The sequence below is a fragment of the Streptomyces sp. DT224 genome, from assembly GCF_049844595.1.
Classification (GTDB): Bacteria; Actinomycetota; Actinomycetes; order Streptomycetales; family Streptomycetaceae; genus Streptomyces.
Genome location: NZ_JBNCLI010000006.1, coordinates 128,623 through 150,368, shown reverse-complemented (window position 1 = coordinate 150,368; position 21,746 = coordinate 128,623). Strand labels below are relative to the sequence as shown.

Annotated in this window: 27 protein-coding genes; 25 read left to right on the top strand and 2 right to left on the bottom strand. The window is 71.1% G+C overall.

From position 1 onward, the window contains the following. The first annotated feature begins 93 nt into the window (after positions 1-93). The 9 genes from ACLQ2N_RS16380 to ACLQ2N_RS16340 all read left to right on the top strand — a co-directional run bounded on the left by ACLQ2N_RS16380 (position 94) and on the right by ACLQ2N_RS16340 (position 5,642). A complete protein-coding gene (locus ACLQ2N_RS16380) occupies positions 94-1,179 on the top strand; it encodes a hypothetical protein (protein ID WP_425813525.1) in 1,086 nt (361 codons plus the stop codon). Beyond that, positions 1,176-1,832 carry a nuclease-related domain-containing protein gene (locus ACLQ2N_RS16375; RefSeq protein WP_425813523.1) on the top strand — a complete coding sequence of 219 codons (657 nt, stop codon included), beginning with the start codon at positions 1,176-1,178 and terminating at the stop codon, positions 1,830-1,832. Before ACLQ2N_RS16380 ends, ACLQ2N_RS16375 begins: the two co-directional genes overlap by 4 nt. Further along, positions 1,832-2,026 carry a hypothetical protein gene (locus tag ACLQ2N_RS16370; RefSeq protein WP_425813521.1) on the top strand — a complete coding sequence of 65 codons (195 nt, stop codon included), beginning with the start codon at positions 1,832-1,834 and terminating at the stop codon, positions 2,024-2,026. Before ACLQ2N_RS16375 ends, ACLQ2N_RS16370 begins: the two co-directional genes overlap by 1 nt. Next, positions 2,023-2,991, top strand: coding sequence for a hypothetical protein (locus ACLQ2N_RS16365; RefSeq protein WP_425813519.1), 969 nt, complete (start codon positions 2,023-2,025; stop codon positions 2,989-2,991). Before ACLQ2N_RS16370 ends, ACLQ2N_RS16365 begins: the two co-directional genes overlap by 4 nt. Beyond that, positions 2,988-3,491: a hypothetical protein gene (locus ACLQ2N_RS16360; RefSeq protein ID WP_425813517.1), complete on the top strand. Its 504-nt coding sequence runs from the start codon at positions 2,988-2,990 to the stop codon at positions 3,489-3,491. Before ACLQ2N_RS16365 ends, ACLQ2N_RS16360 begins: the two co-directional genes overlap by 4 nt. Next, positions 3,491-4,786, top strand: a complete 1,296-nt coding sequence (locus ACLQ2N_RS16355; RefSeq protein WP_425813515.1) for a hypothetical protein — start codon at positions 3,491-3,493, stop codon at positions 4,784-4,786. The genes ACLQ2N_RS16360 and ACLQ2N_RS16355 overlap by 1 nt, the downstream gene beginning before the upstream one ends. Positions 4,787-4,919: 133 nt before the next feature. Further along, the gene (locus ACLQ2N_RS16350) at positions 4,920-5,186 is read left to right on the top strand and encodes a hypothetical protein (RefSeq protein WP_425813513.1); all 267 of its coding nucleotides are present in this window, start codon (positions 4,920-4,922) and stop codon (positions 5,184-5,186) included. Beyond that, the gene (locus tag ACLQ2N_RS16345) at positions 5,183-5,416 is read left to right on the top strand and encodes a hypothetical protein (RefSeq protein ID WP_425813511.1); all 234 of its coding nucleotides are present in this window, start codon (positions 5,183-5,185) and stop codon (positions 5,414-5,416) included. Before ACLQ2N_RS16350 ends, ACLQ2N_RS16345 begins: the two co-directional genes overlap by 4 nt. Before the next feature lie 76 nt (positions 5,417-5,492). Further along, complete coding sequence (locus ACLQ2N_RS16340) at positions 5,493-5,642, top strand: hypothetical protein (RefSeq protein ID WP_425813509.1); 150 nt, start codon at positions 5,493-5,495, stop codon at positions 5,640-5,642. Positions 5,643-5,700: 58 nt separating this feature from the next. Here ACLQ2N_RS16340 and ACLQ2N_RS16335 read toward each other — a convergent pair whose 3' ends face one another. Further along, the gene (locus tag ACLQ2N_RS16335) at positions 5,701-5,973 is read right to left on the bottom strand and encodes a hypothetical protein (RefSeq protein WP_425813507.1); all 273 of its coding nucleotides are present in this window, start codon (positions 5,971-5,973) and stop codon (positions 5,701-5,703) included. Between the two features lie 143 nt (positions 5,974-6,116). Here ACLQ2N_RS16335 and ACLQ2N_RS16330 point away from each other — a divergent pair, with 143 nt between their 5' ends. The 6 genes from ACLQ2N_RS16330 to ACLQ2N_RS16305 all read left to right on the top strand — a co-directional run bounded on the left by ACLQ2N_RS16330 (position 6,117) and on the right by ACLQ2N_RS16305 (position 11,663). Then, the gene (locus tag ACLQ2N_RS16330; RefSeq protein WP_425813505.1) at positions 6,117-7,454 is read left to right on the top strand and encodes a hypothetical protein; all 1,338 of its coding nucleotides are present in this window, start codon (positions 6,117-6,119) and stop codon (positions 7,452-7,454) included. 38 nt (positions 7,455-7,492) lie between these two features. Next, positions 7,493-7,996, top strand: coding sequence for a hypothetical protein (locus tag ACLQ2N_RS16325; protein ID WP_425813503.1), 504 nt, complete (start codon positions 7,493-7,495; stop codon positions 7,994-7,996). Between the two features lie 186 nt (positions 7,997-8,182). Then, entirely contained in the window at positions 8,183-8,542 is a 360-nt protein-coding gene (locus ACLQ2N_RS16320; protein WP_425813501.1) for a hypothetical protein, read from the top strand. Between the two features lie 22 nt (positions 8,543-8,564). Next, positions 8,565-9,224, top strand: a complete 660-nt coding sequence (locus ACLQ2N_RS16315; RefSeq protein ID WP_425813499.1) for a hypothetical protein — start codon at positions 8,565-8,567, stop codon at positions 9,222-9,224. Positions 9,225-9,360: 136 nt separating this feature from the next. Continuing rightward, positions 9,361-10,305, top strand: coding sequence for a DUF6884 domain-containing protein (locus ACLQ2N_RS16310; RefSeq protein WP_425813497.1), 945 nt, complete (start codon positions 9,361-9,363; stop codon positions 10,303-10,305). A gap of 176 nt (positions 10,306-10,481) precedes the next feature. Further along, entirely contained in the window at positions 10,482-11,663 is a 1,182-nt protein-coding gene (locus tag ACLQ2N_RS16305; RefSeq protein ID WP_425813496.1) for a hypothetical protein, read from the top strand. Between the two features lie 67 nt (positions 11,664-11,730). Here the strand turns inward: ACLQ2N_RS16305 and ACLQ2N_RS16300 are convergent, their stop codons facing one another. Next, complete coding sequence (locus ACLQ2N_RS16300) at positions 11,731-12,009, bottom strand: sigma-70 family RNA polymerase sigma factor (protein WP_425813494.1); 279 nt, start codon at positions 12,007-12,009, stop codon at positions 11,731-11,733. Positions 12,010-12,187: 178 nt separating this feature from the next. Here ACLQ2N_RS16300 and ACLQ2N_RS16295 point away from each other — a divergent pair, with 178 nt between their 5' ends. The 10 genes from ACLQ2N_RS16295 (at position 12,188) to ACLQ2N_RS16250 (ending at position 21,591) form a co-directional block, all read left to right on the top strand. Next, entirely contained in the window at positions 12,188-12,586 is a 399-nt protein-coding gene (locus ACLQ2N_RS16295) for a hypothetical protein (protein ID WP_425813492.1), read from the top strand. A gap of 144 nt (positions 12,587-12,730) precedes the next feature. Further along, positions 12,731-12,997, top strand: coding sequence for a hypothetical protein (locus ACLQ2N_RS16290; RefSeq protein ID WP_425813490.1), 267 nt, complete (start codon positions 12,731-12,733; stop codon positions 12,995-12,997). Between the two features lie 56 nt (positions 12,998-13,053). Next, positions 13,054-16,053 (top strand): ParB/RepB/Spo0J family partition protein, encoded by a 3,000-nt coding sequence (locus ACLQ2N_RS16285; RefSeq protein ID WP_425813488.1) that lies wholly within the window; start codon positions 13,054-13,056, stop codon positions 16,051-16,053. 82 nt (positions 16,054-16,135) lie between these two features. After that, positions 16,136-16,963 (top strand): class I SAM-dependent methyltransferase, encoded by an 828-nt coding sequence (locus ACLQ2N_RS16280; protein ID WP_425813486.1) that lies wholly within the window; start codon positions 16,136-16,138, stop codon positions 16,961-16,963. A gap of 231 nt (positions 16,964-17,194) precedes the next feature. Then, positions 17,195-17,632 (top strand): hypothetical protein, encoded by a 438-nt coding sequence (locus tag ACLQ2N_RS16275; RefSeq protein WP_425813484.1) that lies wholly within the window; start codon positions 17,195-17,197, stop codon positions 17,630-17,632. A 76-nt stretch (positions 17,633-17,708) separates the two neighbouring features. Further along, a complete protein-coding gene (locus ACLQ2N_RS16270; protein WP_425813482.1) occupies positions 17,709-18,485 on the top strand; it encodes a hypothetical protein in 777 nt (258 codons plus the stop codon). 128 nt (positions 18,486-18,613) lie between these two features. Then, positions 18,614-18,967, top strand: a complete 354-nt coding sequence (locus ACLQ2N_RS16265; RefSeq protein WP_425813480.1) for a hypothetical protein — start codon at positions 18,614-18,616, stop codon at positions 18,965-18,967. Positions 18,968-19,042: 75 nt separating this feature from the next. After that, positions 19,043-19,486 carry a hypothetical protein gene (locus ACLQ2N_RS16260; RefSeq protein ID WP_425813478.1) on the top strand — a complete coding sequence of 148 codons (444 nt, stop codon included), beginning with the start codon at positions 19,043-19,045 and terminating at the stop codon, positions 19,484-19,486. A gap of 114 nt (positions 19,487-19,600) precedes the next feature. Next, positions 19,601-19,735, top strand: a complete 135-nt coding sequence (locus tag ACLQ2N_RS16255) for a hypothetical protein (protein ID WP_425813476.1) — start codon at positions 19,601-19,603, stop codon at positions 19,733-19,735. A gap of 95 nt (positions 19,736-19,830) precedes the next feature. Next, on the top strand, positions 19,831-21,591 hold the full coding sequence (locus ACLQ2N_RS16250; protein ID WP_425813474.1) for a DNA cytosine methyltransferase: 1,761 nt from the start codon (positions 19,831-19,833) through the stop codon (positions 21,589-21,591). Positions 21,592-21,746: the final 155 nt, after the last annotated feature.

The following is a 21,746-nucleotide window of genomic DNA, read 5'->3' as shown; positions in this document are numbered from 1 at the left end:
CGTCCTGTGCGGCTGGTGGCGGCAGAGAGGCCCGGGTCAGCCGGACCGCTACGGAAGCCTCATTGCCCGCTGATCCACGTCTGGAGCTGGAGCATGACCGACCCCAACACCCAGCAGCCGCCGCGTATCGAAGGCGTGAAGTACCGCAAGGTGCGGCTGTTCAGGAACGAGACGACCGTGATCGACGGCATCTCTTCCACCCGGCGCGTCGGATACAACGGATGGGAGCCGGTCCCGCCGCGCGAGTGGGACGAGCTGATCCTGAAGAGCGTGACCGGCGTCGCGATCGGCTTCACCGCCATCGCCATCGCGGGCGGAACGGCCAGCCTCGGCGGCCTCCTGGACCCGCTCGTCCCCTCGGTCGTCGCGTACGGCATGGGCAGCGTGTTCGCCGTCGCCTGGCTGTACTGCCTCGGGATCGAGTGGCTGAACCGGACCGCCCCGGACCGTGCCCGCCCCGCGAAGGTCGCCGGCTGGTTCTTCCTGCTGCTCAGCATGGGCGCCGTCGCCGCGTACGGCCACACGCGCCATCAGGAGTGGGCGGGAGCCTTCGGCGCGTGCGTCGACCTGGTCTCCAAGGGGGCCTGGTGGCTGCTGCTCCGCGAGCACGCCGTGCCGCTCGACGCGGGCGTCGCCCACTGGGTCCAGGACGAGGAGCAGCGGATCGCTGGGCGCGCACTCCTCGCCGGCCGGGTCCGCCGCCTCAACAGGAGGGCTGCGTACCAGCGGGCCGTGGGCGGAGACGCCTACCGGGCCGCCGACGCGATGCTGACCCACGCCGAGAAGACGCGCAGCCTCCCCGAGGCTTCCTCGGAGCCCGCTCCGGAGCCTGCCCCAGTACCCGCACCGGCCGCGCCCCCGGCCGCGCCCGCCACCCCTCGGACGGAACCCGGAAGTTCGACCCCTTCGGCCCCTTCAGCCCCTCTCCACGCCCCGGAGCCCGAGGCAGAGAGCACTGAGGAGCAGCCGGCTCCCGTCCCGCCGGTCGTGAAGATCACCCGCCCGCCGATCGCTGAGATCTGCCGTAGGGAGATCGGTGCCGACTCCAACGTCAAAGATGCCGCTCTGCTAGCCGCAGTCGTCGCAGCCGGCCACCCGCGTACCCCTCACCTCGCTGACACCGTGCGCCGTACCGCGCTCCGGATCGACGAGACCCGACGGAACCGGAAGATCTCGTGAAGCTGCCGCCCCTGCTCCTCGTCGTGGTCGCTGGCGCTGCCTGGCTCTACTGGCAGTACCAGCGACCCGGCGCGGGGGCCTCGGCCACAGCCCAGGCCCGCCGCCTTCGTAGCCCTCTGGTGCGTCTCGCTGAACTGCTCGGTATCCAGACCGCGCGCGGTCGCCAGGCGCAGCGGTGGGCTCGTGGGGCGGAGGGGGAACGGAGGACCGCAGCCCGTCTCCGGCCCCTCGCGCGGGCGGGCTGGACGGTCCTCCACGACCGCGCCCTGCCGACCGGCCGGGCGAACATCGACCACCTCTTGGTGAGCCCCAGCGGCATCGTGATCGTCCTCGACAGCAAGAACTGGTCCGCCTACCCGCTCCGGATCGCGTCCGGGCGACTCATCTACGGCGACCGCGACGTCACCGACTGGCTCAACGGCATCAGGCACGAGGCCAGGACCGTGAGCCGTCTCCTCGAATGCCCAGTCATCCCCCTCGTCTCCATGGAGGGCGCCCGGATCGTCGGCAGCGAACTGGTTCTTGACGGCATCCGCATCGTCCCCGCCGACCAGGTCGTGTCCGTCCTCCGCGCCCTCGCCCGTCGTCACCGCGCGGTAGGCGAGCACCCCGGCCGTCGAGCCGCTGCCCTCTTCGTACCGAAGGACCACTGATGACAGACGTTGACCGCAAGGCAGCCGAGGCCGCAGACGCGGAGACTCGGGGCGACTTCCGCACGGCGGCCCGTCTCTACCAGCAGCTCGGCACGGCCCTTCAGGGCGAGCACGGCCGGTTCGACCCGCGGGCCGTCGACGCGTTCGAGAGGTCGGCCCGCGCGGTCCGTAAGAGCGCGGAGGCATCGCCGTGAGCGGGACGCCCGTGCGGGACGTGGCGGACTTCCTCACCGACCTCGACGCCGTCCTCGCCGACACGCCCGCCACCAGCGGGCAGCAGGAGGGCCCGGCGCCTACCGTTCCCGCCCCGGCCCCGGCACCCGACGACGCCGCGCGCACCGGGGAGCAGCCGGAGCCTGGTTCCTGGGAGGAGGCAACCGCTGGTAGCCGCCGCGAGGAGCCGTCCCGGAGCCGTGAGCGGCGTATCTCCGCGCGAGGGTGGCGCCCCTATGGGCCCACCACAGACCTGAACACGGACACGAAGGAGCAGCCAGCACCGGCGCAGGAGGAGCCTGCCGTCGGCGACGTACAGCCGACCGTCCCGCCCCGCCCCACCGTGCCGCCCGCCCCCGTCCCCGGCCCGTTGAAGGTGACTGTGGTGGAGGACCAGGACGACGACGCGGACGACGAGGGGCGCGACGGCCAGGGCGTCGAGGGCGGGGAGCAGGTGGCACAGCAGCCCACCCGCACGCAGCTCGTCCTGACGACCGTGCAGACGTGGCGCCCGCCCGTCGGCCCGAGGGGCGCGGGCTGGTCCCGCGCCGTCGCGTACACGGGGAGCGGCATCCTCGCCGGCTGGCTCAGCGGCTTCACCCACGGCACCCACGAGACGCTGCGGGACCTGTCCGTGAACCCGGACGCAGTCGGGGGCATCGCGCTCGCCGCCGCCCTGGCCGCCCTCATGATCAGCCGCTCCCGGCGCACCTGGATCGCCCTCGGCTGCGCCCTCGCCCTGGTCCTCCTCGTCCACTACATGACCCTGCCCGTCTTCACCGGCGCCCTCGCCACCCTCCTCGTCTGGGGTCTCGACCAGTACGCCCGCCACATGCGCCCGGTCATCGCCTGGACCGTCCGCGCCCTGTTCAGCGCCGTGGTCCTTGCCACCGGCGCACTCGTCTGGACGACCATCGTCCACGTCCTCACCGGAGCATCACAGTGAGCCCCGCCACCGCCATCAACGTCAGCACCCTCGCGATCATCACCATCCTGCTCGCCCTCCAAATCCGCTCCTTCATCAAGGCGGGCAAGGACCCCAGAATCCTGCTGCCGGGCATCGGCGGAACCCTCGTCGGCTCCACCCTCACCCTGTGCGCCGGCGGCGCCCTCGGCACTATCGCGGCGTGGATCGCGGGCGGCGGCAACAGCGTCTCCGTCATCGCCCCCTGGGCCACCGGCACAGGCGACCGCGCGCTGGCCTCCTCCGCCCCCGGAGGGCTCACCATGGAGGGCGGCCTTATCGCGCTCACCGTCGCGGCCCTCGGATGGGTCGCCATCCGCGAGGCCGCCAAGACCTCGCGCCTCCGCCTCCTCGGCGGCCTCTTCGTGGGCGCCTGCCTCACCTACACCGGCGGATTCGGCGGCCTCGTCGCGGACACTCAGGTGCCCCTCTACAACGACCTCGGCGCGCAGCTGATCACCTACGTCGAGAGCACGTTCTGATGTCGCGCCCCGCCGTCGCCCGGGTCCATGAGGGCCTGACCACCGCCGCCCACCGCCTCACGGCCGGACACACCGCCCTCATCGGGGCCGTGGTCGGTCGCCCGGTCTGGTGGCCCAAGGCGAAGCGGCGTGCCGCCCCGGCGAAGGAGGCACCCGAGGAGCAGCCGGAGAACGAGGCTTCCGACCAGGAGGAGGAGCCGGAGCCGGAGCCGGCACCGAAGACCAAGGCCAAGGGGAAGGGCAAGGGGAAGAAGGAGCCCGCTGCGGACGGCGAGAAGGGCGGAAAGAAGGACAGCAAGAAGAAGTCGCCGCCCGCCCACCTCGCGTACCGGCCCGGCCTCCGCCGGGCCCTGGCCGCCGCCCTCCACTGGACCGGCAGCGGCAAGGGCTTCACCGACTTCCTGGTCCGTGCCGGCCTCCTCGCCGGAGGGCTGGGCATCCTCGCCTACTTCGCTCAGCCCCTGCTCGCCGCACTCCACCCGGCCGCCCTCTGGAGCATCACCGCCGTCCTCGTCGTCTACGAGATCTGGCCGCGGCTGGCTCTCCTCCTGGCCCTCGCCCTCACCGCCGCCCTCATCAGCTGGGTGTGGCTCTGCGTCGGCGTCGTGCTCCTCCTGGCCGTCGAGCTCGCCCCCGCCCTGGCCGCCCTCCTCACCCTGGGCCTGGGCGCAGCCGCCGTACACCCCGCGATCATGTGGCCGGCGACCCTCGTCTGGACGGTCGCCGCCTGGCGCGCCGGAGCCCCCGAAGAGGCCGAGGAGGCGGCGCAGGCCGCCGACGACGTCGAGGACCAGATCCCCGCAGAGGACTGGGGCCGGGCGCTGCTGTGGCACGTCATCCAGGCCGTGGCCTCCGCACAGGCGGCGGGCCGCGCTGGCATCCACCTCGACACCATCCTCGACTCCGCCCTCGACGCCGGCCTCCTCCCGGAGGACACCGACCAGCCCACGTTCCGCCGCTGGGTCGAGGCAAGCGGCCTCCCCACCGAGGACAAGATCGGCATGCGGATCGGGGGTAAGCCGGTCACCCGCGTCGGCCTCCGAATCACCGCCGTGACCGAGGCCCTGGGGATGCCCCCCACCGAGCTGCTGCGGGCCCGCTCCCAGACCCCGGCTGCGGGCGCCGTCACCACCCCGGTCGACCCGGCCGGCGAGGAGGCCCCCCAGGCTCCCGCGCAGGTGCCCGCCGAGGCCCCGTCCCCGGCCCCTCTCCGGCTCATCCCTGGGGGCCGTCAGACACCCGTCGTCAGCCCCTCTCCCGCTCCTGCCTCGGAAGTGGCGCAAGGAGCTCGATAGAAGCCCCTATCGGCCCTGTGACCTGCGGTTCTATCGCCGCCCCTATCGGCCCCTGACGGGTCGCCTATCGGTCGATTTCACCGAATGGCGACGTGCGCAGGGGCCGATAGGTGTAGAGGTGGGGGAGCAGATCGTGACTGTCCTGGAGGGCCCCGTGCCGAGCTACACCTACCGCTGTCCGCAGTGCCGGACGACGTCGCCGCGCGTCCTCACCTACGGGCTCGCCGTCGAGCAGCGCGACGTGCACCGCGACCAGGCGCACGGCGGGCACATCCCGGACGGCGAGAGGATCGACGTCCGTCAGACCCAGAGCTGGGCCGAAGCGGGCTCGCTGGAGCGCGGCATCAGTGTCGCGCTCGTGGTCGTGATCCTCCTCGTGCTCGCGTACCAGACGCTGTGACCGCCGACCCGTTCACGCGCTTTCAGTGCACTGCCGTCATCGACGGCCGCGAGTGGACCGCGACGATGAGCCTGCGCCGTTCCGTGTGGGAAGAGGCCACCGAGCAGTGGCGGGCGGAGTACGCGGACACCTGCCGCGCCCGGTACGGGGCGTGGCTCCGGGCGACGGCCGGCATCGAGCTGACGGACGACCAAACGGCTGCCGTCGCGGTGACCGCGGCCACCAGGTGACACCCGACGTCCGCAGCGCCCCGGAATCCGTACCGACGCCGCCCGGTTGACCACAGCGAGATCGAGTGGAGGTGCGATGGCAGGTACAACGGCGTTCGTGATGGTGCTCCTCGGCGTCTGCCTCGTCGGCCTGGTCGCGGTGATCGCGCGGGCGCGGGTGGAGATCGCGCGGATCCAGTCCGACATCAGGCGCAAGAGCGGCGGCCGGGAGGGCAGCAGTCGGTGACGGGAGACATAGAGAAGCCCCTGCCACGCGGCAGGGGCTTCTTCGTTCTCGCCGCGCCCTACTCGGCGTCGCCGCTCCCGCGCTGACGCAGGCCGGGGACGCCGTACTCCTTGGCGATCCCGTGGATGGTCGCTTCGGTCCACGGGGTGTGCGGAGCGACCGCCCCGTGGGAGACGCGCGCCGTGCGCAGCTCCTCGGCGACGGCGGCGCGGGCGGCCTTCCGCCTCTCCTCTTCGAGCTTCACGGCCGCCTGCCACTCCTCGATCGCGGTCAGCATCTCCTCGCTGGGGCGGTAGTCGGCGTGCACGTTGCGGGGTCCGGTTCGGCTCATGATCCGAGTGTTCCACAAGCCTGTTCAGGTAAACGCACTGCGGCAACGAAACTTCCCAAAACTTCCTTTGGTTAACTGGTTTTCCAAAGTCGATTCAGGAAAGAATGGATGTGTAACCACCCACCACCCAGGAAGGCCAGCCAGTGACCGACAGCCCCAACGCCGGCCCCGCAACCGACATCGCCGCCCTCGCGACTCGGGCCGACGTCCTCCTCGCGCGCTCCACCGCCGACACCTTCCAGCACTGCGCGGGATGGGCCGCGGTGGTCACCCTGTGCATGCAGGACATCGAGCGCGCACAGACCAACCAGTTGGCGCCGGACCCCTCCGCGGCCTGCCCTCAGTGCCTGACGGCCGTCGAGCGCATCGCCGCCGAGCGAGAGGTCGAGGAGGCCAGGCGACGGGCACCGATCGAGGCCCCGAAGGTGCACTACTTCGAGTCCACCCGGGACGCCTACGACGAGACCCAGTGGAACGAGGCCATCCGGGACGGTGACGTGCTGGTCATCGCCTCGGAGAAGGTGGTCGGCTTCCTGCGCGAGGCATGGCCCGCCGCCCTCACCGTCAGGCACGGCGAGCTGCACACGCTGATGGACCCGGTCGGCGAGCTGGACGAGGGGAAGTACGCCGAGTCCGCCCGGGTCGCGGCCGAGCAGGCCGGGGAGCTGAACGTCGCGTTGCGCGACGACCACGCCCCCGACACCGAGCCCACGGCGCGCCAGGTGGACGACATGCTCCAGGCCGCGAACGAGGCCGCCATCGACGTCACCAGCGACCCCGACCCGGAGAACCCCCTCTGGAAGGCCGCCCAGGCGCGACTGACCGCCGCGACCGACTTCCTGCGCAAGCACCATGCCGCGTACCGCGAGGCGACGAACGACGAGCCGTCCGACACCGAGCCCACCGCGGCCCCGCGCGAGGAGTACGAGGCGGGGGACCGCTTCCTGGCCCTCGACGGCTCCACGAAGACCGTCGCCAGCACGATGCACAGCACCGACGGAAAACTCTGGGTCCTCGACACCAACGGGGCCGGCTGGCGCGCCGACCGGTGCGAGCGCATCGACACGTCCCGCGTCGGCCAGGCCCGCTCGGCTGCCCGCCGCGCGGCCGGCGTGCTCCGCGCGGGCGACGCCACCGGCGACGCGGCCCACGAACTGGGGGACGCGCTGCGCTACCTCGCCCAGGCCGACCCGGATGCGCTCGCCGAGCTCGCCGCGACCGGCAGCCGCATCACCGTCGAGATCCACCGCCTGGCCGTCGTGCCCGGCGACGTCCTCCACCAGCACGGCGCCCGACTGTACGTCCTCGACACCGGGGTCTCGACCTCCGACGCCCCGCAGTGGTGGGCCACGGTCCACGGCGTCACCGACGAGGACCGGCGCGCGACCTACCGCGCGCCGTGGACCACCGGCATCGCCGTCGAATACGCCTCCGGCGACATCGTCACCGTCGAGCGCATCGCCCCCGCCCTCCCCTTCTGACCACCCGAACCAGCGGCACGAACCGAAGGAGCAGCAGCATGTACGAGATCACCGTCGAGCACCCCGGCATCACCGCCCGGACCTACCACTGCGCCAACCCGGGCGAGATGCGGGACGTCGTCTGGGGCGTCGCCCGCGCCGCAGGCGAACCCATCCCGGACACCCGCAGCGGCGAGATGGTGCACAAGGTCGGAGCCCTCCGCTCCTCCGCCGACACCGGCGAGGCCGCGACCCTGACGGTCGCCGGCTGCACGCTGAGCGTCGAGGCGTACGAGGCCGCCGACTTCGAGTGCGAGGGGCACGAGAGCCTGTACGCCGGGCTCGGCGAGACCGTCTACTGCGACGGCGCGTGCCGCCCCCTGAAGAAGTTCAACCGGAGCGCGCTGATCGACTTGGGGATCGCGCTCGATGGCGCCGACCTCGACGAGTCCGGCGGCTGCGGCGCATGCGGCCTGGAAGCCGAGCAGATGTGCGCCGGGTGCGGGCGCTGCAACTGCGACCGGCACGACGCCTGCAAGCGGCCCGCTGTCGAACCCCGGTAGGCCGCCCACTGCCCGATGCCCCGCCCTCCTCCTGTGGAGCGCGGGGCATCGGCCTGTCCGGACGGCAAACCGCCCAAGCCCAGGTTTGCCCAACCTTTGCCAAACCACTTTCCCAAAATGGATTATCCAAAACCGACTAAGGAAATGATGTTGATGTAACCACTCACCACCACCAAGGGACAGGGCATGAGCGCAGCGACCACCACCGATGAGCGCCCCAGGTGCCGCAAGTGCCACCGCGTCCTGCGCAACGCCAGCCCGGACGGCCTCGGCCCCAAGTGCAGGCGCATGGTTCGCCGCACCGCACGCCTCAACCCCCCGGCCGCGTACAAGCCGTTCCAGCTGGCCAAGGCCCTGGAACTCCTGGAGCTGGGCGGCGTCGTGCCCCTCCGTGGCAAGCGCGTCTACCTCACGGTTTCCGACGACGGCAGCGAGGTCTACCGGACCGCGGCCACCGGTCAGTGCAACTGCCCGGCCGGTCTGCGGGCCACCTCCCCCTGCTACCACGGCGCCGCTGCCCACCTTCTCGCCACCGCCCGCGCCTGACTCCCAACCCGAGAGGACCGTCATGAACCAGCTCGCCGCCACCGCCCAGCGCGCCCGCCTCCTCGCCCGGATCATCCGGGGCCACGCCCAAGGCCACCCCGACGCGAAGGCCCTGCGCCTGATCGCCCGCCAGCTCGGCCAGGCCAGCGCCGTCCTGCGCGGTCTCGGCGGCAGCCACGACATCGCGGCTCGGGCCGAGGCGATCCTCTACCGCGCCCGCCTCCTCGCCCCCGAGGGCTTCCCGCCCGAGGTCGTCGGCTACGTATCCGCCCCGCTGACCGGCTACCTCGCGGACTTGACCGACCTCATGCCCGCGAACCCCGCGCACGCCCGCCGCGAACGCGCACTGCGCGCCCGCCGCCTCGGTGTCCTCGTCTCCGGGCTCCTCAACAGCAGCGACGACCAGGAGGTGGCGGCCGCCCTGGACGGCCTGCTCGACGTCCACACCGAGCACGCCGCCCTGGCCGCCGAGGTCGAGATCCACGGCCGGGCCGACGCGCACCCCACGACCTACCGGCCACACATCGGCACGCGCAGCGCCCAGCACCTGCCCGGCCGGCTCACGGTCTTCGACGGCGGCCAGGTCCTCGCCGAGCTCCTCGTCCCGTACGGCATCACCCCCGGCGAGATCTGGCAGCTCGTACGGACCACCGATCCCGCCCGCCAGCTCGCCGCCGCCTGAACCCGACGGGTGTCCGGACACGACCGGACACCGCCCCACCAGCACAAAGACCAGCAAACGGATGCCGACCGGACAGCGGTCCGGTCGGCGTCCGGACACCAACCGGACACGTCCGGACACAGAGAGGACGCCCCCTGTGAGCTCGCAGCCCTTCATCCCGCCGGTAGTCGTGATTCCCTGCTCGGGAAAGAAGCTGACCGTGCCCGCCCCGGCCGGGGAGCTCTACCTCGGCAGCTACCACCGCGCGTGCCGGGCGACCGCCGACGCCCTGGCCGCCGACGGCGGCCTGGTCCTCGTCCTGTCCTCCCTGCACGGGCTGGTGACCCTGGACGAGATCCTGCACCCGTACGAGATGCGGTTCCGTGACCCGGGCGCCGTGTCCGGCGACATCCTCCGGGCGCAGGCGCGCGAGCTCGGCGTCGACCAAGCCCAGGACGTGACCGTGCTCGCCGGCGCCGACTACGTCACCGCGGCACGGGCCGTGTGGCCGGACGCGTCCGCCCCCCTCGCCGGACTCGGTATCGGGAAGCAGCGGCAGCGCCTCGCCCAGCTCCGCACCGCAGCCGGGACGCCGCGCCCCGCTCACCCTGTCGAGGAAGCGTTCGCCGCCGCCCCGATGTACGAGGCCCGGTACGACTACCGGCAGACGTCGCGCCCGTACACGGTGAGCGTGGCCGGACCCGGGCGCCACAACGGCGAGCGCCCCACCCGGTTCGTGATCGAGGAGTGCGGCACCGAGCTGGCATGGGCGAAGGTCCTGGCCTGGTACATGGTCGAGCACGAGACGGTCGACGCCTACGTGGTCGCCGGTGAATCGTTCGAGGGCGCCCCGGCGGAGGGGGCCCGGTACTACTGGCACGACCTGCGGGGCGAGTACGCCCGGCAGGAAGCGCTCGACGACCTCGCGGACCAGGCGGCCGAGGCGGTCGCCACGCTTGAGGGGGAGACCGAGGGTCTGGTCGGCGAGGACGGGACGGTGCTTCCCGGCCAGGAAGAGGCGTACGAGACGGCGCTCGGCGACATCGCGTTCTCGGCCTGGCCGCTGGTCGTCGCGATGGCCGCGAACGATGGCCGCGACTGACGACCGGACACCAGCGGACACTGTCCGGACATCCCGACCGGACAATGCCCGCCGGTGTCCGGACAGTGTCCGGACAGGCGCTGACCTGCGAATTTCCTGTCCGGACACCGGAACCCCAGCGGACCCTAAGCGTTAGTCATAGTGCCTACCCACTAACACCCAGAGGAGGGGAACCCATGAGCACCAGCACCCCACCCAAGTCCCCGACGGTGGCCATCGCGCGCATCCTGCGCGGTCTCGGTCTCGTCCAGGGTTCGGACTTCCGCGTCACCGGCGACTACCGCAACGGTGAGCGCATCGGCACCTACGTCCTCGCGCTCACCCGGAACGCGGACGAGGTGATCGCCACGAACGCGGACGAGATCGAGCGGCTGTCACAGGAAGGCGAGTTCGTGTTCCGCGTCTCGGTCCGCTACCCGTGCGGCGACCGCCCGATGACCACCGTCGCCAACTACGGCTCCCGGGTCCGCGAAGCACCGCCCGCCCCGGCCGACGAGCCCGAGCCGTCCCCGGCGCCCCAGGCGCCCGAGATGGTCGCCCCCACCCCGGAGCCCGTAGCGGCCGACCCCACCCCGGAGCCCGAGCCGGCCGCCCCGGGCCCGGCGGACAAGCTCGTCGCGGCAGCCCGAGAGCAGGACTGGGAGTCCCGGCGGGCGAGCGCGCTCAACTGGTCGGCGGGACAGGCCGACCTCATGGACGCGGCCGGCGCCGCGTCCCTCCTCTTCGGCCGGGACGGCGTCCTGCGCCACCACCCCCGCCCGGGCCGCCCCGCCCGCACAGTCGCCGACGGCCGCCTCCGACCTCTCGTGGATGCCGGCTTCCTCGTCATCACCGAGCCATACGGGCCGGGCAGCAAGCGCGTCAGCGTCACGGACGACGGCCGGGAAGCCCTCCTCCTCTGGAGGCGCTGGAGGCCCACCCCGATGGCGAAAGACCGGCACCAGGAACGCGAGCCGCTGCGCCCGCTCCTCGGCGGACGGCAAGCGGCCAGAGCCAGCCGCGCGTTCACCGAGTTCACGAAGAAGCTGGAGGCCGAGCGCGCCGAGCTCTACGCCGCGATGGAACAGCTGCACGCGTGGGAGGACAGGGACGCCCGGCTCTGGGACGCCTGGGCCCGGGTGAACGGCATCACGCACCGCCTCGGCCGCAACCGCCCGGCCGCATGGGTGCCCACCGACGAGGAGATCGAGCAGCACCGCCTGGACCCCGACGTCGTCGCCGAACTCCGCGCCGATGCCGAGTGCCCGCAGCCCCGGCCCGAACTCCCCACCGGCCGAGCGGCCCTGATGCCCGATCTGCCACCCCTCCCACCTGCCCGCGACGAGATCGTGCAGCTCGACCTGTTCCATGCGGCCTGAGCGCCCACGCGGCAAAGCGCCCGTCCACTGCCCCGAGAGGGGCGTGGACGGGCGCCCGTCGCTGTGGTCAGGCCGATGCGTTGCGCTTGGCCTTGGTGCGGCCGTGGCCACTGGCGATGTCCGCGACCCGCTGAGGGCTGACCTCCAGACGCGGGGCCAGGTCCTCCTTGGTGTACGGCCCGTCGAGGAGCGCGCGCACAGTGAGTTCCCGTTGCTGGCGAAGCCACGCCTGGAGTGCGGGCACCGCATTCAGCGCACGGCCCAGGGCCTGCGCCTGCTCGATGGTGGGTTCGGCTGCCAGGTGCGCGAGGTCGGCGAAGGGGGCGGGAAGCGCGGGCTGATTCATGCGGCCAGTATAGGGGGTACCCACTAGTGCCGAGTCTCTGGCGTAGGGGGCGAGCGGTGGCCCGCGTGGGCCCTGACCTGCGAAAACTTCCTGAATTTCTTGGTGATCAAGGGTTAGTCAAGGGGTCACCGGGCAGAAATAGTGTGTACCCACTAAACACCAAAATGAGGAGACCGAAATGGACGCCACGGCCGCCACCCAGTACCTGACCCACCTTGCCCAGAACGCGTTCGAGCGGGACGCACAAGCGCGCGAGAGCCTGGCCGCAGCGCTCGCCATCCCCGGCGCGAGCATCGACCACCTCGTGGACGCCGCCCTCACCGCTGCGGCGATCGCCAAGCCCTGGACGCACCTCATGAAGGCGATCGAGCGCCACGGCGTCCGGGACGGCCTGGCCAGGGCGCGCACGGAGGCGACCGACCTCCTGGTCACGGTCGGGGTCTCCGTGAGCACGAACCTCGTCACCACCGCCCAGCGTCTGGCCGAACAGGAAGGCGCCCGCCGCTTCCTGTCGACCACCGGCGGCCTGGAGGTCGAGGGTGAGGCAGCGGCCGGCGAACCGGCTCTCGCTGGCTGACCGGCAGCGCCCCGGGCGGGGCCCTCGGCCCCGCCCCTGACCTGCAACTTTCTTCGCTTTCCCTCGATTTACCCGGTACCCCAGGGGTGTTCAGAAGTTAGTCATAGTGCCTACCCACTAAAAGCCAACCCTCAAGGAGCCCGCATGGCCAGCATCGACCCCACCGCCATCGCCGCCATCTTCACCGCAGCGTCCACCGCCACCAGCTGGCACCGGACGAACCTCGGCCTCCACACGGGCGTGGACCACGGTGGCCTCACCTGGACCGTCCAGCTCCCTCCGGAGGAGGGCCGCGCCTACATCTCCGGCAGCAGCGGCTGGGGCGGCGACACCTGCGAGTACATCGAAGCCACCTGGAGCCAGACGCTCCCCATCGCCGAGGCCGCCGTGAGCGCCACGCGCCTCCACTGACCACCCCGGGGCGGGCCGCCCGGCCCGCCCCTCGCCCACCACAGGAGGTACGCCTTATGGCAACCATCAAGATCACCCACAACCGGGAAGAGGGCACGCTCCTCAACGGCTCCAGGAAGGGCGACGGCGTCTACGAGATCGTCCGCACGCACGGCTTCCGGTACTCCAGGAACGTCGGCATCTACATCAGTCGCTCCCAGGACCGGGAAGCGCAGCACTGGCGAATCAACGGTGCGGCCTACGCCCTACGCGCGGCCGGCCACGAGGTCGAGATCAGCATCGATGAGAGCGATGAGCGCTCGTTCGCCGAGATCGAGGCCGCACGCGAAGAGCGCGCCGAGGACCGCGCCGAGCGGTTCAGCGACCGCGCGGGCCGCGCCGTCGCCGCCTCCGACACCCGGTACAAGGCGGCCAACGACATCAGCCGCCGGTTCGAGGGCGGTCAGCCGATCCTCGTCGGCCACCACTCCGAGGGCCGCGCACGCCGCGACCAGGAGCGCATGCACAACCACATGGGCAAGTCGATCGAGGAGGACAAGAAGGCCAAGTACTGGGCCAGCCGAGCCGAAGCCGCCGACTCGTACGAGCAGCACCGGAAGGACCCGTACCGAACGCTGCGCCGTCTGGAGAAGCTGCGGGCCGACCTCCGCGGCCAGGAGCGGAGCCACGCGGAAGCGGTCGAGAAGGGGTGGAGCTCCGTCGACCGGCAGGCACGCAGCATCCGGGACCTGACGAAGGAGATCGAGTACTGGGAGGAGATCATCGAGAAGGCCAAGGCCGAGGGCGTGAAGATCTGGGGGGCCGAGGACTTCGCCCCGGGCGACTTCGTCCGCTACAGCAACTCCTGGTACCAGGTGGTCCGGGTCAACTCCAAGTCCCTGTCGATCGCGTGGAACCTGCGTCTGGCCCCCAAGGCGGTGATGACGCTGGAAGACGCCGACATCAACGGCCGGCTCTCGACGCACCCGGCTGACTACACGAAGGTGCAGGGCCGGTGCCCCGAAGCGGCCATGACCGCGTTCCTCGCGGACGGAAAGGTCCCGGGGACGAAGTCGGCCAAGGCCGCGTCCGAGGCGGCACCCGCTTCCGAGATCCGCGAGGCTCAGGCGGAGGCGAAGAAGAAGGCGCCGAAGAAGCGGACCGATCCGAACGTCGCCAGGCGCGTCTTCATCGAGCGCCCCGTCGGCAGCCTCAAGGCGACTCTGACGCTGCTCAACGGAGGCAGCCGCCCGCACAAGAACTTCCAGCCGGTGAAGCTCACCCCGCCCGAGGGCAAGGCGTTCGGCCGGGCGGTGTGGTCGCCGTCCCTTCAGGCGGAGGTCGTGGGAGTCCTCGACGGGCTGGGCTACGTGTGCGGGACGGACGACTGGGTGGTGTCCCGGGACGGGAGCGGCTACGTGCGGAGCATCGAGCGGAAGCCCGAGGCTCCGGCACCCGCCATCGAGGAGGCGCCCGCAGAGGAGCCCTCGGGCGAGGACACCGCCCCGGCGGCCGACGACGCCCCGGTGGCCGACAGCGCCCCGGAGGTCGAGCGAACTGCCGAGCTCGACGCCGCGTACCGCGCCTACGTGGACGACGGGATCGCGTCCACCGATACGCGGTTCATCCCCATGGACTTCCAGGAGTGGGCCGCGACCGCAGTAGGTGAGGCCCCCTCGGCCGCTGCGAGCGAGACGGACGCCCGCGAGTCAAAAACGGCCTCTGATCAGCGAATTTCTCTCGACTCCCCGGAACTCCAGGGTGGTTCAGGCGTTGAACATAGTGCCTACCCACTAGCCACCCAACGGCAAAGCGAAAGGCCCGACACCATGCCCAACACCGAGGCCACCGAACAGACCCCGGCGAAGAAGCCCCGCGAGCGCAAGACGGCCACCGTCAAGACCCCGGCCGAGACCCCTCGGGCCAAGAAGGCCCCCGCCAAGACGGCCACGCCGAGGAAGCGGGCGGCCAAGAAGCCGCCGACCGAACAGGCGTCGACCGGAAAGGCGCCCGCGCCGGAAAAGGCCGCCCCCAAGAAGGCCGCCGACCCCAAGGCCAAGGCGGACACCCAGAAGACGATCCCCACCGACCGGATCGACCGCGACCCGAACCAGCCGCGCGAGCTGTTCGACGAGGCCAAGCTGATGGAGCTCGCCGGCTCCATGCGCGAGCTCGGCCAGCTCCAGCCGATCAGCGTCCGCTACGACACGAGCACCAAGCGGTACGTCCTCGTCATGGGCGAGCGCAGGTGGCGCGCGGCCAAGCTGGCAGGGCTCACCGAGATGAAGGCCCTCGTCCTCCACGACGCGGTCGCCGGCTCCCGCGAGGTCCTGGCCAAGCAGGTCGCCGAGAACGTCGGCCGCGCGGACATGACGCCCATGGAAGAAGCGAAGTCGTTCAAGGACCTGGAGAAGGCCGGGTACGAGATCGAGGAGATCGGCCGGATGTGCGGCAAGAGCCCTGCGTACGTCGGGTGGCGCATCGACCTCCTGAAGTTGTGCGACTCGGCCCAGGAGGCGTTGGGCAAGGGGCACCTCGGCGTCAACCTCGCCTGGTACGCGGCCCAGCTCAGCCCGCAGAACCAGATGCGGTTCCTGAGCAGGTACACCCAGGGCGGGTTCAACAGCGACCGGGAAGCCGAAGCGTTCGTCAAGGCGTGCCGAGTCGAGGAGGAGCGTCGCGAGCAGCAGGGATCGTTCTTCGTCCTGACCGACGAGACCCCGGCGAAGAAGGGCGACGTCCAGGAATCGATCTACGGCGACCACGAGGTCACCCAGGGGGAGCGCGAGCGGATCATCGCCGAGCGGCAGGCGCTCACGAAGAAGATCGAACGCCTCGCCGGGGCCGGCGAGATCCTGGCCGACCTCGCCACGATGGACCCCGAAGAACTCGCCCTGCTCCTGGCCGGGTCCGCCGGGGGAGTCGACGCCCACAGCAAGCGCATCTCGCACCTGCGCAAGCTGACCGGCCAGGTCATCGGGAACCTGACGAAGGCGCAGGCGATCGCCTCGGTCCGTACCGGTGGCATCGCGGTCAACCCGGACGCCGTCCCCCAGTCCGGCGCCGACGCGGCCTGACCCTCCCCTTTTTCAGGCCCGCCCTTTAGTGCCTACCCGCTAAAGGGCGGGCCTCCCGCCTCAACCCCGAAAGGAATGCCCCGTGCGCTTCCCGACCGACGTCCTGACCGTCCTGACCGACCCGCGCACCGTCATCCGCGGCGACTCGGTGAGCGTCCCCTTCGACCTCGACCGGCCCGTCTACCAGCGCCTCGACGTGGTGCTCAAGGAGATGGGTGGCCGCTGGGACGGCCGCAAGGCGGTCCGCGCGCACGTCTTCCCGCACCGCATCGAGGAGCACTTCCGGCAGTGCCTGGCGGCCGGTGAGTACCCCACCCGCAACGAGCAGGGCTGGTACCCGACGCCCCACCCGCTGGTCATGCAGATGTGCGACCTCGCCGGGGTCTGCGCCGGGATGACCGTCCTGGAGCCCTCCGCCGGGGCCGGGGCGCTGACCACCGAAATCGCCCGGCGCGGCGGCGTCGTGGACAGCGTCGAACTCGACCCCCACCGCGCCGCACTGCTCCGCGAACAGGGCCACTCCCGGAAGGTCATCACGGGGAACTTCCTCGACTTTGACCCGCTCGACTACGAGGAGGGATTCGACCGGGTGGTGATGAACCCGCCCTTCACCGGAGGGCTCGACCACATCCGGCACGCGCTCGGGTTCATGAAGCCGGACGGCATCCTCGTCTCCGTGATGTCCGCCGGGCTGATGTGGTGGAGCGACAAGGCGTCGGAGAAGTTCCGGGCCGAGGTCGAGGAGGTCGGCGGCGAAATCGCGGCCCTGCCCGACGACTCGTTCGCGGTGAGCGGGACGAACGTTCAGACGTGCCTGGTCTTCGTCCCCGGCTACCCGGGCGGGCCGTTCCGGACGCACGACTGGCACATGCGGCAGCCGCGACAGCTCGACCTGTTCGCCGCAGCCTAAGCCGCTGACCTGCACCTTTCCTCGATTCCCTGGGCTCAACCCGGAACCACACACAGGCCACAAGCGTTGTACATAGTGGCTACCCACTATGACCACCCTCCCCCCAGAAAGGCCCCACCATGACCGGCTACGACACCAAGCCCGGCCCCCAGGAGACCGGCATCTGCTACGGCTAACCCCCTCCCGGCCGGGCCCACGGCCCGGCCGGCCACCCAACCGAGAGGACCCCTTGTGAACCTCAGGCTCGCCACCTGCTCCTACGTGGAGTTCAGGCCCGGCATGGGCATCCCGGTCAGGAGCACGGTCGGCGCCACACGCTGGCCCCTCCCGTACCAGCTCGCCGGCCACGCCCGACTCGTCACGCCCACCCGGGACATGCTCAAGATCCAGTCGCGGGACGCCTACGAGTTCAGCTACCGCCGGATGCTCAACGGCAACGGCATCGACGCCATCCGGCGCGAACTGCTCGGCATCGCGGCCATGGCCGACGCCGACGACGCGCCGCTCGTCCTGCTCTGCTTCGACCAGCTCGGAAAGCTGCCCCCTCCGAACAACTGGTGTCACCGGCTGATGGTCGCCACCTGGTGGACCGAGCAGACCGGCGAGGACGTCCCCGAGCTGGGAGCGACGGGCGCCCCGACCCCGCCGCCTACCCTGTTCGACTTCTGACCCCGCAGCCCGGCGGGCGGGGGCGGGAATCCCCGCCCGCCACGGCGACCACCAACCCACCACACAGGAGCACCCCATGAGCGTGATCGACACGTACGTATCCTGCACCGGCAGCGAGTTCTACCCGGCCCGCCTCGACCCCACCGGCCCCCGATGGAACGGCTTCGTCACCCCGGTCTTCACCCTCGACACCACCCGGCAGATCGCGGCCGACACCCAGGCGGCGGCCGAGAAGAACGGCCACCAGTGCACCGACACCATCCACGTCACGGACGGCGGCGTCACCGACGACGGACAGCCGCAGGCGCTCGTCATGCGCATCAGCTGGCTGCTCCTCGCCGAGAACGACGCCACGGCCGTGCAGATCATCGAGCCCGACGCTGAGGGCATGTACGCGATCGGCGGGTTCGAATGGAGCTGGTACCAGGTGGACGACGGCCCGCTGGCCACCGCCCACGACGCCGCGTGGAAGGCACGCGACCGCGCACTCAAGGAGAGCGTCCGCCGGGCCGGTGAACTGCTCCGCGAGGACGTGCCCGACGTCACCGCGGCCGGCGTCATCGTAGAAGACGGCATCCCGCGGCTCATCTCGGTGGCCACCCTCCGCGAGATCATCTGGAAGGAGGACGGCGACGGCGAAAGCCTGCTCGGCGATGACGCGATCGGCGACGCGACCGACGTCCTCCGCGAGGCCCTGGAATTCGGGCGCAGCCCCGAAGTGCTCCAGTCCAGCGGCTGGAAGCGCCTCGACAACACCGAGGGCATCGACGCCTACACGATCAAGTTCCCCGCCCCCGTCCCCAGTCAGGTGCGGCGCGCCGTGCTGCCCCCCTTCCCGCAGCAGGCGAGCTGAGCTCGCGCCCTCCGCGAGGAGCCACGCCCGAAACCTAGTGCCTACCCACTAGATCCGGTTCCGGTGGGCAGGGATGCGCCCTGCCCACCGGACCGCCCCCAGCCACACCCCACAGCAAGGAAGCGACCATGACCAGCGACCACAGGATCACCAAGAGCCGAGTGCGCGCCGAAAGCGCCCGCCTGGCAGCCGCCACCGAGGCAGCCGGCTCCGCCCTCCACGCCCTCGTCCCCGAAGCCACCGCCGCTCTCGTGGAACTCAACGGCCCTGCTTACGTGGTCAAGGTCTTCGCCGGCGACGACGAGGTCGACACCAGCGAGACCGGACCCTTCGACTGGGAAACGCTCGGCGAGGCCGACGCCCTCCTCCGCGTGGGCTTCGAGCTCTCCGACGAGACGCTGCAGGCGGCCGGCTGGGAGCACGTCCCCGACGAGGAGACGACCAGCCTGTACCGGATCACCTTCCCTGCCCACCAGCAGTAGCACCCCGGCCCAGGTTCGGCGCCCCGCGCTCCCCACCCGGGCCCTCCGCCCCCGAACCTCACACAGGAGAAACCGATGATCGACGTCCTTGTCTGCTGCAACGACCGCGACCGGTACCCGGCCGTGATCGACCCCGCCGACTCCCACGAGTGGAACGTGAAGCCGTGGTTCGACCTCGAAACCGTCCGGCGGATCGCGGACGACAGCCAGGAAGAGGCCGCCGAGTACGGGCACGGCTCGGTGGACACGATCCACGTCCTCGCGGGCCAGGTCGACGGCCAGGACCACGCGGTCGTGCTGAACATCCGCTGGATGCTCATGGGCGGCGACCGGCGCCAGGGCGCCGTGGAGGTCTGCCAGCCCAACGGGGAGGGCCGGTATGCGATCGGCGGCCACGGCTGGGGCTGGTACGCCCTCGATGACGACCAGCGCTACGTGGAGAACCCCGCCCAGCTCGGACAACCCTCCACCACCTCACCCCGGTCGAACGACGGCGTCTCGCGGCCGTCCAGCACCTGAAAGGCCCCTGGCCTGCGGTTTTCTCCGAAATTCCCCGGGTCGCCCCGGTACCTAACGGAGAGTCACGCGTTAGGCATAGTGCCTACCCACTAAGCAACCTCATTGGAGTCCCAGATGGCCAAGAAGAAGCAGCAGCTCCGCAACGAGTGGCGCAAGTACCACAAGCGGGCCCCGCGCCGAGAGATCGGCCGCAGCCCCAACTGGGTCTACCGGGAGCTGCGCGACCAGCTCCGCACTGACGACGAGTAAACCCCGAGCACCACCCTCCGGCCGGGCCCCCACGGGGTCCCGGCCGGACTCATGCCCGAACGGAAAGCCCACCACCACCCCAGAGAGAGCGCCCCATGCCCTACATCGACTCCACATCCCGCGCCTGGGCGGCAGCGTCCGCCGTGGCCCGCGCCCCGCGCCGCGTGCGCGCCTACAAGCACGACGGCGGCGACCTGTCCGTCATGGACTGGTTCGCCGGCTGCGGCGGCTCCGGCCAGGGCGCCAAGGCCGTCCCCGGCCTGAGAGTCGCCCTCGCTGCGAACCACTGGGCGCAGGCCATCGAGTCCCACTCGCTCAACTTCCCGGACGTCGCGCACTACATGGGCGACATCCGCAAGGCCCCCGTCTGGGCCTGGCCGGTCACGGATATTTTCTGGGCGAGCCCGGAGTGCACTAACTGGTCCGTCGCCAAGGGCAAGAAGCGGTCGTTCGCGAAGGCCGTCCAGGGCGACCTGATGAGCCTGTACGCCGACCTGGAAGAGGAGAAGTTCAAGACCGGGGGGGAAGGGGGCCCCACCGCCGAGGAGGAAGCGTCGCGCGCCCTGATGGAGGAAGTGCCCCTCTACCTGCGGGGCGTGATCGAGCGCGGCGGCCTGGTCAAAGCGGGCGTCGTCGAGAACGTGGTCGACGTCCGCGCATGGAGTGAGTGGGACGCCTGGCTCGGTGAGTTCCACAAGCTGGGTTACCGCACGAGGGTCATCGCGCTGAACTCGATGCACGCCGAGCCGCGCAGCGTCTACAAGGCCCCGCAGTCGCGTGACCGGTTGTACGTCGCGTACTGGCACAAGACGCTGGGGCGCACCCCGGACTGGGACAAGTGGCTCCGGCCCAACGCCTACTGCCGGGACTGCGGCGAAACGGTACGGGCACTCCAGGTCTTCCGGCAGCCCGGGAAGGACATGGGCCGGTACCGCTCCAGCTACGACTACCGGTGCCCGAAGTCGGCGTGCCGCGCCCTGGTCGAGCCCGAGGTGCTGCCCGCTGCGGCCGCGATCGACTGGTCGATCAAGGGCACACCGATCGGGAGCCGGCCCACGTCGGAGGACTGCCCCGAGGGCCTGGCCCCGGCGACGATGGCCCGCATCCGAGCAGGGGTCAACCGGTACTGGCCACGTCCCGGCGACCCGGCCGAGGCTCCGCAGGGCGCCCTCTTCGGGGAGGGCGAGCCCGGCGGCCACGCAGCGCCGCTCCTCGTCCCCACTGGCGGGACCTGGCGGACCGGTGCAGCAAGGATCGACGCCCCGATGTCGACGCGCACGACCAGGGAGAGCGACGGCCTCCTGGTCCCGCCTTTGCTGATCCCCTGCGAGGGGCGCCAGGGGAAGAAGGCCATGCGGCTGGACGCGCCACTGCGCACCCAGACCGCGCGCGCCGAAACGGCCGTGGCCTACGCCCCGTTCGTGGTGCCCATGCGGGGAGGCGGGGACAAGGAGAAGGCCCGGCACCTCGGCCACCCGCTCCACACGGTCTCGGCCGGCGGCAACCACCACGGGCTCGTGGTGCCCGACAGTGCGCTGCTCGTGCCGTACTACGGCAACGGCCAGGCCCGCCCGGTCGCGGACCCGGTCGGCGCCCTGCCGACCAGGGACCGGTACGCGCTCCTCGACGCCAACGGCGAGTACGACCTGTCGAAGGTCTTGTTCCGGATGCTCCAGCCCGAGGAGATCGGCCGCGCGATGGCCTTCGCCGACGACTACGTGGTGCTCGGCAGCAAGCGCGACCGGGTCCGCCAGTACGGGAACGCGGTGACCCCGCCCGCTGCCGAGATCCTGCTGTGCGCGCTTGTCGAGTGCGTCACCGGCGAGGAGATCGACCGTTACGCGTTGGCCGCCTGACCTGCGATCTTCTGCGATTCCCCCGGGCCAACCCGGAACCTCACGGGTAGTCACGCGTTGGATCTAGTGGCTACCCACTAATCCACGACATATTTACCAAAATGGGTTTACCTAAATCGATCACGGGAATGATTGAAGTAGTACCACCCACCATC

What these genes read in the sequence shown, in the direction of transcription:
- ACLQ2N_RS16380 (WP_425813525.1), top strand. Translation starts at nt 94, where the DNA reads ATGACCGACCCCAACACCCAGCAGCCGCCGCGTATCGAAGGCGTGAAG.
- ACLQ2N_RS16370 (WP_425813521.1), top strand. Translation starts at nt 1,832, where the DNA reads ATGACAGACGTTGACCGCAAGGCAGCCGAGGCCGCAGACGCGGAGACT.
- ACLQ2N_RS16355 (WP_425813515.1), top strand. Translation starts at nt 3,491, where the DNA reads ATGTCGCGCCCCGCCGTCGCCCGGGTCCATGAGGGCCTGACCACCGCC.
- ACLQ2N_RS16340 (WP_425813509.1), top strand. Translation starts at nt 5,493, where the DNA reads ATGGCAGGTACAACGGCGTTCGTGATGGTGCTCCTCGGCGTCTGCCTC.
- ACLQ2N_RS16335 (WP_425813507.1), bottom strand. Translation starts at nt 5,973, where the DNA reads ATGAGCCGAACCGGACCCCGCAACGTGCACGCCGACTACCGCCCCAGC.
- ACLQ2N_RS16325 (WP_425813503.1), top strand. Translation starts at nt 7,493, where the DNA reads ATGTACGAGATCACCGTCGAGCACCCCGGCATCACCGCCCGGACCTAC.
- ACLQ2N_RS16320 (WP_425813501.1), top strand. Translation starts at nt 8,183, where the DNA reads ATGAGCGCAGCGACCACCACCGATGAGCGCCCCAGGTGCCGCAAGTGC.
- ACLQ2N_RS16315 (WP_425813499.1), top strand. Translation starts at nt 8,565, where the DNA reads ATGAACCAGCTCGCCGCCACCGCCCAGCGCGCCCGCCTCCTCGCCCGG.
- ACLQ2N_RS16305 (WP_425813496.1), top strand. Translation starts at nt 10,482, where the DNA reads ATGAGCACCAGCACCCCACCCAAGTCCCCGACGGTGGCCATCGCGCGC.
- ACLQ2N_RS16300 (WP_425813494.1), bottom strand. Translation starts at nt 12,009, where the DNA reads ATGAATCAGCCCGCGCTTCCCGCCCCCTTCGCCGACCTCGCGCACCTG.
- ACLQ2N_RS16295 (WP_425813492.1), top strand. Translation starts at nt 12,188, where the DNA reads ATGGACGCCACGGCCGCCACCCAGTACCTGACCCACCTTGCCCAGAAC.
- ACLQ2N_RS16290 (WP_425813490.1), top strand. Translation starts at nt 12,731, where the DNA reads ATGGCCAGCATCGACCCCACCGCCATCGCCGCCATCTTCACCGCAGCG.
- ACLQ2N_RS16285 (WP_425813488.1), top strand. Translation starts at nt 13,054, where the DNA reads ATGGCAACCATCAAGATCACCCACAACCGGGAAGAGGGCACGCTCCTC.
- ACLQ2N_RS16270 (WP_425813482.1), top strand. Translation starts at nt 17,709, where the DNA reads ATGAGCGTGATCGACACGTACGTATCCTGCACCGGCAGCGAGTTCTAC.
- ACLQ2N_RS16265 (WP_425813480.1), top strand. Translation starts at nt 18,614, where the DNA reads ATGACCAGCGACCACAGGATCACCAAGAGCCGAGTGCGCGCCGAAAGC.
- ACLQ2N_RS16260 (WP_425813478.1), top strand. Translation starts at nt 19,043, where the DNA reads ATGATCGACGTCCTTGTCTGCTGCAACGACCGCGACCGGTACCCGGCC.
- ACLQ2N_RS16255 (WP_425813476.1), top strand. Translation starts at nt 19,601, where the DNA reads ATGGCCAAGAAGAAGCAGCAGCTCCGCAACGAGTGGCGCAAGTACCAC.
- ACLQ2N_RS16250 (WP_425813474.1), top strand. Translation starts at nt 19,831, where the DNA reads ATGCCCTACATCGACTCCACATCCCGCGCCTGGGCGGCAGCGTCCGCC.